The following is a 13,056-nucleotide window of genomic DNA, read 5'->3' as shown; positions in this document are numbered from 1 at the left end:
TTTATCCAACAATCAAGGGACGACGTTTACTGAATTCCGCGACAACGATATCGATATCCTCGGCATCCACGCCGTGTCTTTGCAAAGCGTCACGGAGCACGACCTCCAATTCGTCGAAATGGTCATCGGTAATTTCGAGATGAGAGTGTAACTGGCGCAGTTGATTGTCGGTGTAGGAGGCCGGACCACCAAGGAGCGACGCTATGAACTTGGTCTGATGGTCGACCATGCGGCTCATATCCACGTTGTCGAAGAAGGGTCCAACCTCGTCATTGTCCAGCAGGATGTCATAGAACGAGAACACGATCTTGCTGATCTGTGAAAACCCACCGTATTTTTCATAAAGTGTGCGCTCGGCCATAACAAAATCCCCCTTAAACAAACTAATACCAAGAAAATGGTGGATCGACTACACCGGGTGATCTTCATCGTTCTTTGACGGTTGGGTCAAAGAACGATGAGCCAGTGATTCACGATCTCAGCCGCGCTGCATGACAATTTCAGCGTACTCGGATGAGATGCAAAGTGTGTCATTGCCTGAGATATCGAACTTTTCGATCAGGGCCATGATATCGCGCTGCAGCGCCTCTTGTCCCGATGCGTCCAGTGCATCGAAGGCCTTTTGCATTGGGCCATAGAACGTCCGAAAATACTCTAGGAAGTGTTCGGCTGAACGGTAGCGGAACATGAAGTTCTTGCGTCGGAACGAAACGATGGTGCTGTGCGATCCGAAGGCTTCTTCAATCCAGTCCCGGCTGCCCCACAAAGCCGGAGAGCTTACGCCAGCAGGTGGAGGCACATGTTTACCGATCGTTTTGAACAGAAGGCCGATGAAGCTGTCCGGCGTCCAGTTGGCCAGACCAATCTTGCCGCCGCGTTTGACGACCCGTTGCAGCTCTGCTGCTGATTGTTGTTGGTTCGGTGTGAACATCACGCCGAACGTCGAAACCACCGCGTCGCAGGATTGATCATCGAAAGGCAGGTTTTCGGCGTCGGCAACCTTGTAGGTCACGAACAGACCTTCCGCTTTGGCGCGCTGGCTGCTGGCGTCCAGCAGGGCTTCTACATAGTCGGTTGATGTAACATCACAAAAGCGCCGGGCGAAGGCCAGGGTGGCGTTGCCATTCCCGGCGGCGACATCCAGCACCTTGGAACCAGGCATCATATCCATGGTTTCAGCCAGTTCTTCACCCGTAATTTGAAGGGTGACACCCACTTTACTGTAGTCGCCGGAGCCCCAGGCGACGTTTTGCTTTGCTTTGATTGCCGCAAAGTCTGTGGTGGCGTTGATCGATGTTTGAATACCCATGATATTGCTCCTTTTTGATGTGGTAGTGGTTTGATGAAGGCCGCATTGCTAAATGCGGCCCCGGTCAGGCAGCTTGACGTTCTGGCCAGCTGACAGTTTCAAGGGGCCGCTCCACATTGGCCACGTGTTCGAAAATCCTTGAGTTGATCCATTCGGGCTGGAAGACCGGCGCCATATGGCCCAGCTCGGGCAGCAACGCGATCCGCGCATTGGGCAAAGCCTTCGCGATCTCAACCGAGACGTGCTGCGCAATCTCAGGTGACTCCAAACCAGTCATTACCAACGTCGGTATATCAAGCTTGGACAGGTCCTTCAGTTGCCAGGTTTCAGCAAAACCTTTTGCAAAATCAGACATGACTGATGGGATCATCCCAATGAACCGGTCTCGGGCCTGCGCGGGCAGCGAGTTCCAAAACCCCTTCTCGTTCCAGAAATCCAAAAAGTGATGCATACCAGCAGCGGCATCGCCATCCGCTGCTGCGGCGCTCACCACACCCGCGAGAAGCTGGATTTGCCCGAACAGTTTCTTGCTGACATCATTGCCAGCCTGCAGAAAATGAAAGACTGCAGGCTCATATACCGTCAGGCTTTTGACAAGATCAGGACGCATCAACGCGACCTTGATGGCGACGCCTCCGCCGTTGGAATGCCCAACCAGATGCACGGGGCGTCCCAGCGCTTCGATTTCGCGGATTACCGGTATGGCAGAAAACGCCGCACCGTTTTGAGAGTTATCTCCAGTCAACGGGCTACGACCGTACCCGGGAAGATCAACAGCGTGAACACTAAAGCGACCTTCCAGATCCGCCGCCAGTTGGTTCCATTGCCCACTATTGGACGCCGAAGAATGCAACGCAAAAATAGGTGCGTTAATCATTTCAGTAGTTCTAAAAGAAATAGTCATCGTTCTTACCCAATCGCACTTAAGATGGGCAATAACTGACCTTTCTATGTTTCATTGTGATGTCTGGAAGCGGTGCCAAGTGTTTCAGTTGTTGCTCTGTGAAGCAGGTCACACAACTTGCTATCCGGCTCAAAAACAAACAGGTTTATCGGCCGGTACTTGGCTGAGTTGGCACCTATTGAAACAATTGAAACACACGATGCTAATTTTGAAATGGCATTGAAACAATGGTATCCTAAAAATTCAGGATGACGATGGGCATGGCGAACGAATTTGAAGAAATCGAGAAGGCGAGGGACCTTCTTCGTGATGCGATCGAATCTCTCAAAGAAGGGTTCGCCCTCTATGATGATGATCGCCGCCTTGTCCTGTTCAATCAACGATATGCCGAGATGAACAAGGGGGTTGCCGACCTGCTGCAACCCGGACTGGACTGGGAAATCCTGATGCGTGAGACGGCGCGCCGGGGAATTTACGCCGAGGCCATCGGCAATGAACAGCAGTGGGTTTCGGACCGGTTGGCTAATGGGGTCGAGTTCATCCAAGACTTTGAGCTGATGGAAACGGATGGGCGTACCTATCTGGTTTCTGTTCATCCCACCAAGTTCGGCGGATTTGTCGTCACGCGTGAGGATATCACCGAACGCAAACAAGCCGAGGTCGAAGAGCGCGACGGCGATCTATTGATCCGAAAGGTGTTGGATGCCAGTTCGGCAATCGTAACCATGGCGCGGATTGGTGATGGTCAGATCTTGTATCGCACGCCTGCTGCGCTGCAGATGTTCGGACCTTCCAAATCTGCAAAACAGCATTATCAAAAGCCGGAAGAACGCGCGGATTTTGTAACCCAGCTTTTGGCCGATGGTCGTGTCGATGACTACAAGCTCGACTTGATTAATGCGGCTGGCAAAACCTTCCCTGCGTCGATTTCGTCTCAATTGATCGATTACAAAGGCGAAGAAGTCATCGTGACCAGCGTGATCGATCTAACCGTCCAGAAAGAGGCTGATGCCTTGATCCGTCAGGTCATGGAGGCTTATCCAGCAGCCATCAACATGACGCATGCCGACACCGGCGAGGTGCTGTTTGCTACGCCCGAGATAAAGGCGCTGTTTGGTGAAGCAGAAAGTTCGAAATCCTACTATGCGGACCCGAATGAGCGCGAACGGTACCTGAAAGACCTCCGGCAAGCGGGGGCGCTTAAGGATCGGCGTATGGAGTTCGTCGATGCAAGCGGGCGAAAGTTCTGGGGGGCGGATTCTTCACGGCTGATCGAGTTCAATGGTGAAGAAGTAATCGTTTCCAATACCCGCGATCTGACCGATGAATTGGCCATTGAGGTTGAGCTTGAAAAGCAACGAGAGCTGCTGTTCCAGAACGAAAAGATGTCTGCGCTTGGCGAACTACTCGCCGGTGTGGCGCATGAGCTTAACAATCCGTTGTCGGTTGTTGTGGGTCATTCGTTGATGTTGAAGGAAGAAATTTCTGACCCCGATCTCGGTGTCAGGATTGAAAAAATCGGCAATGCCGCTGAACGCTGCGCGAAGATTGTAAAGACCTTTCTGGCGATGGCGCGCCAGCAGCCCAGCAAGATCGAGCAGGTTGATGTTCCCAGCATGATTGAAACAGCTGCGGATGTCGCCGGGTACGGTAGCTCATCAGGCGAAATTCGCATTGAGCAAAGTCTGCCAGCAGACCTGCCCGCAGTTGCCGGGGATGCGGACCAGCTTACGCAAGTCGTCTTGAACCTTATCATCAATGCCGAGCAGGCCATGACCGCATCCGGCATCGGCGACCACATCATGCTGTCTGCCGAGGTGAAGCCTGCCATCGGAATGGTTGAGATCACGGTTCAGGACAATGGCCCAGGTATCCCCAAAGCCATACGCGCACGTATCTTCGAGCCGTTCTTCACCACAAAGGAGGTGGGTGACGGCACCGGGATTGGGCTTGCTTTCTGTCACCGGATCATTCTGTCCCATGGCGGTCAGATCAGGCTTGATCAGGCCGCAATGTCCGGCACCTGCTTCCGGATAACTCTGCCCGTCGCAAAGATGCAAAATGATGTGGCTGAAGAAAAACCCGAACCCGCCGCGAATTTTGCCAAGCACCGTGCATTGGTCGTGGATGATGAGGTCGAAGTGGGTGAGATCAATGCCGAGATACTGCGGAAGGACGGCTTTCACGTTGATTTCGTTACCTCAGGAGAAGAGGCGCTCAGGCAACTGCAGTCCGCCAGCTACGATGTATTCCTAAGTGATATGAACATGCCCGGTGTTGACGGACGCAAGATTTATGAGGCGCTGGTGGCGCGTTTTCCGAAAATGCTGACCCGGACAGCATACATCACCGGGGACACCATGGGTGAAAGCTCATTGGGACTGCTGAAGGAATCCGGTCTGCCCTATCTGGAAAAACCCGTCTCGCCTTCGGAACTGAGAATACTTGTCGGAAAGCTGCTCGCCGATCAGAAGGATCAAACGGATGAATGACCAGAAAACCCATATCCTGGTTTGCGATGACGAGATCGACGTGCGCGAGATGCTTCAGGAATATCTGAGCAAACGCGGGTACGAGGTTTCTGCAGCCGCTGGCGGAGAAGAGCTCCGGTCTGTCATCTCCTCTCGAGCTGTTGATGTCATGATCATGGATATCAATATGCCAAAGGAAGACGGTCTTTCGATCCTCAGATCGCTTCGTCCTGAAAACACGACGCCCGTGATCATGTTGACTGCAGCAGGCGATGTAGTGGACCGGATCATCGGGCTTGAGATGGGGGCAGATGACTATCTTGGAAAGCCGGTTGATCTTCGGGAACTGGAAGCGCGGATCAAGGCCCTATTGCGCCGAGGGGCCATCAACGAAAGTCTGCCCGCAGATGCCTCCGAAGGCAATTTGGCCCTTTTTGGCGACTACACGCTGGATAAAGAGGCAGCCAAACTTCTTGCGCCGGATGGATCCGAGGTCCCGCTAACGGCGATGGAGTATAGTCTGCTCAAGGTGTTTGCTGAAAACAAAGGGCGTGTTTTGAACCGTGATCAACTGCTTGAACAAGCGCATGACCGGTCCTGGGATCCGTTCGACCGCAGCATTGATATCCGAATATCCAGACTGCGCCGGAAGCTTGAAACCAACCCGGAAAAGCCGGAAATCATCAGAACCGTGCGGGGTATAGGTTATGTCTATGATCCCAAATAGGGTTTGCCGTTCCGAGCAAGCACATTGCGAGTAGCACCGTGGAAACCAAGCTCGTCACAACCATAATTGCTGACATTTCTGACAGCACTCCGTTCTACGAAGAAATGGGGGACGATCAGGCGCAGCAGTTGATTCAGTTTGAAATCGATCGATTGCGTGAGGTTCTACTTGGGTTTGGCGGAGTTCCTGTGGGGCAGAAAGGCGATGACGTCTTGTCCTATTTCAAGGAACCCGAGGCCGCCGTAAACGCGGTTGTAGAGATGATTCAGAAACCGCCTGGAACATTACTGTCGGTCCACGCGGGTGTTCATCAAGGTCCTGTTGTTATTGGCGATAATGGGATATTTGGCGAAACAGTTAATCTGACCGCACGTTTGGCGGCCGCGGCCAATCCGGGTGAAGCTTGTGTCAGCGAAAGCGTCGCCAAGGATCTAAGCCCCGAAAGTCTCCAGATGCTCACCCCAATCGGATCGCTTCGCCTGAAAGGTGTGAGTGACCCGGTCAAAGCTTATTCAGTCCTGGCCTCAACGGACGGGTTAAGCACCGTGATGCATCTGCCGACGCAGACGGCCAGCGGATCTGAGGGCATGCAGCAGAATGAAAGCTTTGCGCTCATTCTTTATCACGACGATCATACCTGGCGGTGTCGGGAAGGCGGGGAGCTAACGATCGGCAGATCCAGTCAATGCGATGTCATCCTGCCTGAGCTGTGGGTTTCGCGACTGCATGCGGTACTCAGCATGAAAGGCGGGAAGCTGATGCTGGCGGGTCGCAGTTCGTCGGGAACTTACGTACAATTCGAGAATGCGCGTGAAATCCAGCTTAAGCGCGAGAACATAATGCTGGCCGATAGCGGGCTGATATCGCCTGCACTATCAATTTTGCACTCTGATGCGCGCCCATTAGAGTTTGAGGTCGTCCGCCGATAAACGACGTGGCACGCCTGAATTCTGGCTTCTGTGGTGAAAGTCTCAGAAAGAAACTCGCGATTGTGCTAGAATCGGCACCAATTGCGTATTTCAACCAAGATTGGGAGGGAATGATGTCATTGAATACTTCAGGAAACCAGCTTCGTCAAGGCGCTCTGATCCTGGGTGCAATTACACTCTTGTATGGTGCTGATGCAACTGCCCAGTCAGCGATGCCCAATGCCTGCCCTGTGGATGGGTGTGAGGTGCAGATTGTATCGGTCGCCAAAGAGGGCGACGAACTGCTTGTAAACAATGACGCAAATTTCACTCCGGACGTATCGAAGAACCATTTCCATACATGGTGGGGCGACGGATGTTGTCTTTTTGGCGGATGAGGCAACCTTGGTGGCAATCGACCGATCTGGGGAACTGCATTGGTGGGATATCGCGACGCACCGTCGGCTCATGCCTGTCGAAAAGATCCATGCAGGCCCGACCTGGCGTATTGCGCTGGCACCAGACGGAAATTCTTTTGCGACAACCAGCGAAGCCGGTGTTGTTCGGGTTTGGGACAGGTTGAGCTTAGAGGTCGCATGTGCGTTGGGCAGTCCAACCTTCGATGAAGGGCGCAGGGTTCAGTATTTGGGAAGCGATGAGCCAACAACGACCTGTGATGCCTTCGCGAATTGATCACATGGCGAGTATTGAAAAGCACGGGCGGGCGCTTGGATTTGAAGCGGAACTAAGCAGGCGTGATCAGATTATGGTCGGTTCACAACGAAATCCGGCATGATCTGCGCCTGTGTGATTGCGTCATCGACGTCATGCCCTGCGAAAAAACCGTACCCCGAAATCAGGGCCGAGGCGATTCCGGCAGCATGGGCCCCCAATATGTCGGTATGCAAGCTGTCACCAACCATAAGCACGCGAGTTTTATCGACCCGGCCAAGTCGCTTAAAAGCCAAGTCAAAAATATTCTCAAATGGTTTGCCGAAGAATTCGGGTACAACGCCGGTTCGATCGGCAAGACGATGCGCGAACAGACCGGGTTCGTTTGAAAATCCGTGCTCGCGTGGTGCGACTATGTCCGGATTTCCAACCAATACAGGACGCGGGCGTTTTAGCAGGGCTGCTTCCAGATGGACTTGACGTGCCTCGGTCCAGACGGCTGAGCCGATCATCAGAAACCCCTCAACCGAGTCATAGGGCTCGGGATCGTCATCGAGATAAGTCAGGTTCAAATCTTCCAGATCGCGAAGGCCGGTGCTGGGTGTTGCCATCAAACCCCAATGCAGCGCGCGTTGACCGCCTAGCTCAGCCAGCAGTGTTGCGCGGCTTGTGATGATATCCTCTGGCGCAAAATCATATCCCAGCCGGGCGTATTTCTCGACGAGCGCCGCATGAGGGTGACCAGCTGCATTCGAGACGACCAGAACACGTTTACCCATGGCTTTGAGCTGATCAATCCGTGCGGCTGTACCGGGAATCGCAGTCTCGCCGATATTGAGGACACCGAACGCATCCAGAAGGAATACATCGAAGCCTTCAGCAATATCCATCAAAGTGTTCGCATGCTGATAGGATTGAACAGCTGGTTCAGCAGCCGGAAGTCGATGCCGAACGGCCTCGTAGGCTTCGAAAGCCTCTTGGGTCGTGAAGCGGCTCAAATAATTGCCCCTCGTACTTTGGCAGACACCCATTCGCTGATCATGACGGCAATCAGAATGACGATCAGGATAAGGCTGACCTGCGGCCATGCCAGAACGTTCAGCGACGCCGACAATTGCAGCCCGATGCCGCCTGCGCCCACAAGGCCAAGAACCGTAGACTCGCGAATATTGATGTCCCAGCGGAATACGGCGATCCCGGCAAAGGCGGGCAATATTTGCGGGACGATTCCATATGCCATGACCTGCCAGCGGGATGCGCCGGTGGCGGTGATGGCTTCGACTTGGGTGTGATCAATTTCCTCGATGGCTTCATAGAGAAGCTTGGCGCAGAAGCCGATCGAACGAATGGCTATGGCGATAACACCTGCGAATACTCCGGGTCCAATGATTGCGATTAACAAAAGCGCCCAGATTAGCGAGTTGATCGAGCGGGTTGAGACGATGATCAGTAACGCGATGGGGCGGATGAACACGGCCGACGGCGTGGTGTTGCGGGCGGCCAGAAAGGCGACCGGTACGGCAAGGAACAGCGCAATGATCGTACCAAGTGTGGCGATGTTCAGCGTGTCCCAGATCGGGCGGCCTAACTGCGTGATGTAATCCCACTTTGGTGGTGTCGCGCGGGTCCAGATATCGTTCGCGATCCGGGGTGCGTCCCACACAAAGAACCATGTCGTCGAGGCCGAGATGATCTGCCAGCAGTAGACAAAGACCGCCACACCCAACAGCCAGCAAAACCAACGCACAAGGCTTTGACCGGTCGTGCGTCTGCGCCAGATTTGCGTACTTTCATGTTCAAGCACTGGCATTACTGGACCCTCGCGCGGATGATACCCGAGAGGTATTCGAGCGCCATGACGATCCCGATGATCAGGATCAGAATGGCTGCCGCAGTGTCATACTCATAACGGTCAAACGCCGTATTCAGCGTGGCGCCAATGCCGCCGGCCCCCACAAGCCCAAGAATTGCACTTTCGCGAAAGTTGATATCGATCCTGTACATCGACAGCCCGACCAGTCGCGGCATGACCTGTGGCTGCACGCCGTAGTTGATCCATTGCATCCATCGCGCGCCCGAGGCTTTGATCGCCTCGGCCTGCACTTTGTCCATGGCCTCGATGTCTTCGGCCAAGAGCTTGGACAGGAAACCGATAGTGGCGAAGGACAGTGTCAGGAAGCCGGCCAAAGGTCCGAACCCAAAGATGGCAACCAGAAGAATGGCGACGATGATCTCTTGCAGGGCGCGGCTGATCGCAACAATGCCTCGGCAGATCACATAGACCGGGAGAGGCGCAATATTGCGTGCAGCGCCCAGTCCGATCGGGATCGATATCAGGATGCCCACCACCGACGCTGCAACCGTCATCACGATGCTCTCGAGAAGACCGCTCCAGATATCGCTCCAGCGCGATATGAAATCCGGGCTTGTGAAAGCAAGGACAAAAGCCCAACCGCGATCCAAGCCTTCATAAACCCGGCCCCAATCCACCTCGATGGTCATAAATGCCGCAATCAGATAGGCGACGAATCCAACGATCAAGGTCCAGCGCAGTAAGGCGTTTTTGACGAAGGCCGGTTTCCGCCAGCCTTTGCCCAGCAGGTCATCAAGTTCGGGATGGCTCATTCCGCGGCCTCGATCTCTTCGTCGTCTTCAACTTTCTCTATGGTCGCTTCCCAGTCTTCTTCGCCATAGATTTCGGTCAACTTGTTAGGCGTAAGCCCAGAGGGGAGGCCGTCAAATACGATTTCACCAAAGCGTAGGCCAACGACGCGCGGTACGAACATTTGCGCAAGGGCCACGTCATGAATGTTGATTATCGCGGCTAATCCGCGTTCCTGACACAGCTCGGTAATCAAGCGCATGATCTGACGGCTGGTTTTTGGGTCCAGTGAGGCGGTCGGTTCATCGACCAGCAGAAGCTTGGGATTTTGGATTAGCGCCCGGCATATTCCAACCCGCTGACGCTGACCACCTGACAGTTCGTCCGCTCGTTTGTCGGCCATATGCAACAGACCCACGCGATCCAGCAGGCGGAATGCTTCATCCACGTCAGACTGGGGGTAACGTCGCAGAAAGCTGCGCCAGAACCCGACATATCCCAACCGCCCTGACAACACGTTTTCCATCACCGTCAGGCGCTCGACCAGTGCATATTCCTGAAAGATCATCCCCATCTCGCGGCGCGCTTTTCTCAGCGCGCCCGAGCCGAGTTTTACCAGATCCACGTCGTCCAGCAGAACCTCGCCACTTGTGGGTTCAACCAAACGGTTAATGCAGCGGATCATGGTGGATTTGCCAGCACCGGAAGGTCCGATCAGCGCCAGAACCTGACCCTTGGGCACATCAAGATCGATCGCTTTCAGGGCCTGATCGCCGGTTTTATAAGTCTTTGTAAGCTTTTGAAGCCGCAGCATTTATGCCCCCGGTTCGGGTGGTAACGGGCCCCGCAGGGCCCGCCATATTAGAAATCGATTACTGACAAGCGTAGGAAACGCCGTTGGCCGCGTCGATCTTGCGGATGACGTCCCAGAACTCTTGATAGGTCATCTCAAGGAACTGACCTTCGTTCGACTTCGAGAACTCTGCTTCAAGAGTCGTGCCCTCCCAATCGAAGCTGAAGAAGGCATTGCGGATTTTCTCCTGCAGTTCCGGCGTCAGGTTGTAGACGGTGCCAAAGCCTGTCGTCGGGAAGGTCTGCGACTTGTAGATCGTGATGACGTCGTCTTCGTTGATCACATCGCGCGAGATCATCCGCGATTTGACCGAATTGGCGATCGAAGCGGCCAGATAATCCTTGTTGGCGACACCCAGGATCGAGTTGTCGTGTTTGCCCGAATAAACCGGTTCAAAATCGCGCTCGGGCAGCAGATCAAAGTCGCTTTTCAGGATCGCTGATGGCGCTTTGAAGCCCGAGTTTGAGGTGGGAGAAGTAAAGGCCAGTTGCTTGCCCTTGATATCCTCGACCTTTTCGATGCCCGAACCGGGATAGGTGATGATCTCCATCTCGTATCCGAAGTTTCCGTCTTTCGACGCCATGATCGTGAAAGGCCGGAATCCTGCGCAGTTCACAGCCAACGGGTTAGAACCAGTGTTGAAGCCAGCGATATGCAGACGCCCCGAACGCATGGCCTCAATCTGGGCCGCGTTGTTCTGAACCGGAAAGAAAACAACGTCTTTGCCAGTTTCCGCTTTCAGATGATCAAGAAAGTCTGACCATGCGGTTTTGTAAACAGCGGGGTCTTCGACTGGGGTGTAGGCAAAGATCAGGGTATCAGGATCAATCTGATCGGCAGGATCGGTGGGGATATCCGCGATCAGATCGCCGTCGGCATCGCAGAATCGTGCATCCAGATCACCGCGTGGGCAGTCCTGCGCTGAAGCGGTGCCCGATAGCGACAAGAGCGCGATTGCGGAAGCTCCGATCAGTAGTTTGATATCAAATTTCATTTCTTCCTCCCAGTCATGCGTGGCTTTTCTGTCCACGGTTTGTCGTTCTTTGTAAGGACTGCTCAGCGACAAGGATCTTCACCCCGGCGTCGTTGATCGCGCCCAGCAAATCCCCTGTTGGTTTGGTATCAGTCACGATTGAATTCAGCCCGTCAAGATCGCCCACACGGGTCAAACCTTTGCGGCCGAATTTCTCGGACCCGATCAGAAGATGTCGCGTTGCGGCACGTGTCAGCATCATCCGTTTGACGGTTGCGAAACCGCGCACGGTCTCTGACGGTCCTTCTTCCGAGAGGCCGGACGCGCCAATCATGCAACGATCGACGTTGAATCGAGATAGAAAGTCCAGCGTATCTGTCCCGATCGTGGCGGACTCGGCGGTCAGATATTCGCCGGGACACAGAATGACCTCGACCGGTGCGTGGCCAAGGGTCATGGCCACCGGTATCGAATTCGTAATCGCCGTGCAGTGGATACCCCGATACGCCAGCATACGGGCCATCTCGATCGTGGTTGAGCCGGAATCGATCATCACCGTCTCGCCTTCCTGAATCAGGTCAGCTGCGCATTTGCCGATCTTTTCACGCTCATCAAGGCGGGCGTGGGTGCGCTCATCCAGACTTGGATAACGTCCTTGTATCGGGGCAGAGGCACCGCCATGCGCCCGCGAGATCAGCCCATCATCAGCTAGGGCATCAAAATCCCTGCGCACCGTTTCCGCCGAAACATTGAAACGCTGCGCCAATTCGCTGATCCGGACGTGTGGGCGAAGCTTCAACTCCAACAATATCTCACGGCGGCGGTCGGATTTCTTGAACCGACTCTGGCCCTTGTTGGTTTTCTTATCGCGCGTTTCCGCTTTGGGCATCTGGCAATCCGACTCGGTTTCAATCTCACTTTTGTGGCGTTTCAGTCGTTTTGCAACAATTTCTGTTGCAAAGCCCACGATTCATTGTGAGACTTCAAAGAACTGTTTCTATTTCGAGGCGTAGCAATCGAAGTGCACCGGCGTTCTGGATGTAGCCACCTTGTTCAACAGCACGTATGTGTTGCCATTGCCCTTTGCGTAGTGCCAGAGCCAAGAGCGCGCGCATGAGCAAGACCGAATTCACAGATCAGATCGGTGCGCTTCCAGTGCGATGGGACAAGTCCGACAAGCTGCGGGTTCTCATGGTCACTTCGCGTGACCGGGGGCGGTGGGTCATCCCCAAAGGTTGGATGATGGATGGTAAGAAGCCTTGGCATGCCGCTGAAATCGAAGCTTTGGAAGAGGCCGGAGCTGTTGGCTTTATCTCCAAGAAATCGATCGGGTGCTTTCACTATGACAAGCGATACGAGGGTAAAAGCAGCGTGCCTTGCCGCGTAACGCTTTATCCGTTGATTGTGGAACGGCTCAAACGCCGTTGGAAGGAACGCGACGAACGCAAGCGCCACTGGTTCTCACCTGCCAAGGCCGCAAAGCTTGTCGAAGAGAAAGAACTGGCGCGTTTGTTAAAGAGCCTGTCAGATAATCAAGAGACGTTGGCTGTTATCGAAAAATTGCGAAAGGCCGCATGAGGAAGGGCATATAAGAGCCGGGAAATCCGGACGCAGTGAACTTAAAGGGAGAGAAATCA

General features: G+C 54.1%; 14 protein-coding genes. 5 read left to right on the top strand and 9 right to left on the bottom strand.

Features of this window, described 5'->3' with window-relative positions; translation table 11 throughout:
• Position 1 precedes the first annotated feature (1 nt).
• From ACR0AW_RS05130 to ACR0AW_RS05120, 3 genes are all read right to left on the bottom strand, one after another.
• Positions 2–361 carry a group I truncated hemoglobin gene (locus ACR0AW_RS05130; RefSeq protein ID WP_170396214.1) on the bottom strand — a complete coding sequence of 120 codons (360 nt, stop codon included), beginning with the start codon at positions 359–361 and terminating at the stop codon, positions 2–4.
• 117 nt (positions 362–478) lie between these two features.
• The gene (locus tag ACR0AW_RS05125; RefSeq protein WP_170733440.1) at positions 479–1,309 is read right to left on the bottom strand and encodes a class I SAM-dependent methyltransferase; all 831 of its coding nucleotides are present in this window, start codon (positions 1,307–1,309) and stop codon (positions 479–481) included.
• A gap of 64 nt (positions 1,310–1,373) precedes the next feature.
• Complete coding sequence (locus ACR0AW_RS05120) at positions 1,374–2,186, bottom strand: alpha/beta fold hydrolase (RefSeq protein ID WP_480438708.1); 813 nt, start codon at positions 2,184–2,186, stop codon at positions 1,374–1,376.
• Positions 2,187–2,473: 287 nt separating this feature from the next.
• Between ACR0AW_RS05120 and ACR0AW_RS05115 the strand changes: the two genes are divergently transcribed.
• From ACR0AW_RS05115 to ACR0AW_RS05100, 4 genes are read left to right on the top strand one after another with little or no spacing between them, the layout of a single operon-like run.
• Positions 2,474–4,705 carry an ATP-binding protein gene (locus ACR0AW_RS05115; protein WP_480438707.1) on the top strand — a complete coding sequence of 744 codons (2,232 nt, stop codon included), beginning with the start codon at positions 2,474–2,476 and terminating at the stop codon, positions 4,703–4,705.
• Positions 4,698–5,411, top strand: a complete 714-nt coding sequence (locus ACR0AW_RS05110; protein WP_170396223.1) for a response regulator — start codon at positions 4,698–4,700, stop codon at positions 5,409–5,411. Before ACR0AW_RS05115 ends, ACR0AW_RS05110 begins: the two co-directional genes overlap by 8 nt.
• A gap of 38 nt (positions 5,412–5,449) precedes the next feature.
• The gene (locus tag ACR0AW_RS05105) at positions 5,450–6,340 is read left to right on the top strand and encodes an adenylate/guanylate cyclase domain-containing protein (RefSeq protein ID WP_170733438.1); all 891 of its coding nucleotides are present in this window, start codon (positions 5,450–5,452) and stop codon (positions 6,338–6,340) included.
• A gap of 5 nt (positions 6,341–6,345) precedes the next feature.
• Positions 6,346–6,717: a hypothetical protein gene (locus ACR0AW_RS05100; RefSeq protein ID WP_170733437.1), complete on the top strand. Its 372-nt coding sequence runs from the start codon at positions 6,346–6,348 to the stop codon at positions 6,715–6,717.
• Between the two features lie 366 nt (positions 6,718–7,083).
• Here the strand turns inward: ACR0AW_RS05100 and ACR0AW_RS05095 are convergent, their stop codons facing one another.
• Genes ACR0AW_RS05095 through ACR0AW_RS05070 form a run of 6 tightly spaced genes read right to left on the bottom strand, consistent with a single transcriptional unit; the run spans position 7,084 to position 12,308 of the window.
• Positions 7,084–8,022 carry an HAD-IIA family hydrolase gene (locus ACR0AW_RS05095; protein ID WP_170733436.1) on the bottom strand — a complete coding sequence of 313 codons (939 nt, stop codon included), beginning with the start codon at positions 8,020–8,022 and terminating at the stop codon, positions 7,084–7,086.
• The gene (gene phnE, locus ACR0AW_RS05090; protein ID WP_170733435.1) at positions 7,986–8,801 is read right to left on the bottom strand and encodes a phosphonate ABC transporter, permease protein PhnE; all 816 of its coding nucleotides are present in this window, start codon (positions 8,799–8,801) and stop codon (positions 7,986–7,988) included. The genes ACR0AW_RS05095 and phnE (ACR0AW_RS05090) overlap by 37 nt, the downstream gene beginning before the upstream one ends.
• Positions 8,801–9,616, bottom strand: coding sequence for a phosphonate ABC transporter, permease protein PhnE (gene phnE / locus ACR0AW_RS05085; RefSeq protein ID WP_170403405.1), 816 nt, complete (start codon positions 9,614–9,616; stop codon positions 8,801–8,803). Before phnE (ACR0AW_RS05085) ends, phnE (ACR0AW_RS05090) begins: the two co-directional genes overlap by 1 nt.
• On the bottom strand, positions 9,613–10,407 hold the full coding sequence (phnC, locus tag ACR0AW_RS05080; protein ID WP_170733434.1) for a phosphonate ABC transporter ATP-binding protein: 795 nt from the start codon (positions 10,405–10,407) through the stop codon (positions 9,613–9,615). The genes phnE (ACR0AW_RS05085) and phnC overlap by 4 nt, the downstream gene beginning before the upstream one ends.
• Positions 10,408–10,465: 58 nt before the next feature.
• Positions 10,466–11,440, bottom strand: coding sequence for a phosphate/phosphite/phosphonate ABC transporter substrate-binding protein (phnD, locus tag ACR0AW_RS05075; RefSeq protein ID WP_170733433.1), 975 nt, complete (start codon positions 11,438–11,440; stop codon positions 10,466–10,468).
• Positions 11,441–11,453: 13 nt separating this feature from the next.
• A complete protein-coding gene (locus tag ACR0AW_RS05070) occupies positions 11,454–12,308 on the bottom strand; it encodes a DeoR/GlpR family DNA-binding transcription regulator (protein WP_170626606.1) in 855 nt (284 codons plus the stop codon).
• Positions 12,309–12,532: 224 nt separating this feature from the next.
• Here ACR0AW_RS05070 and ACR0AW_RS05065 point away from each other — a divergent pair, with 224 nt between their 5' ends.
• Positions 12,533–12,997 carry an NUDIX hydrolase gene (locus ACR0AW_RS05065; protein ID WP_170396245.1) on the top strand — a complete coding sequence of 155 codons (465 nt, stop codon included), beginning with the start codon at positions 12,533–12,535 and terminating at the stop codon, positions 12,995–12,997.
• Positions 12,998–13,056: the final 59 nt, after the last annotated feature.

The organism is Ruegeria sp. C5 (assembly GCF_056537605.1).
The sequence above is the reverse complement of the archived record's forward strand: the minus strand, read 5'-3'. Positions and strand labels throughout refer to the sequence as shown.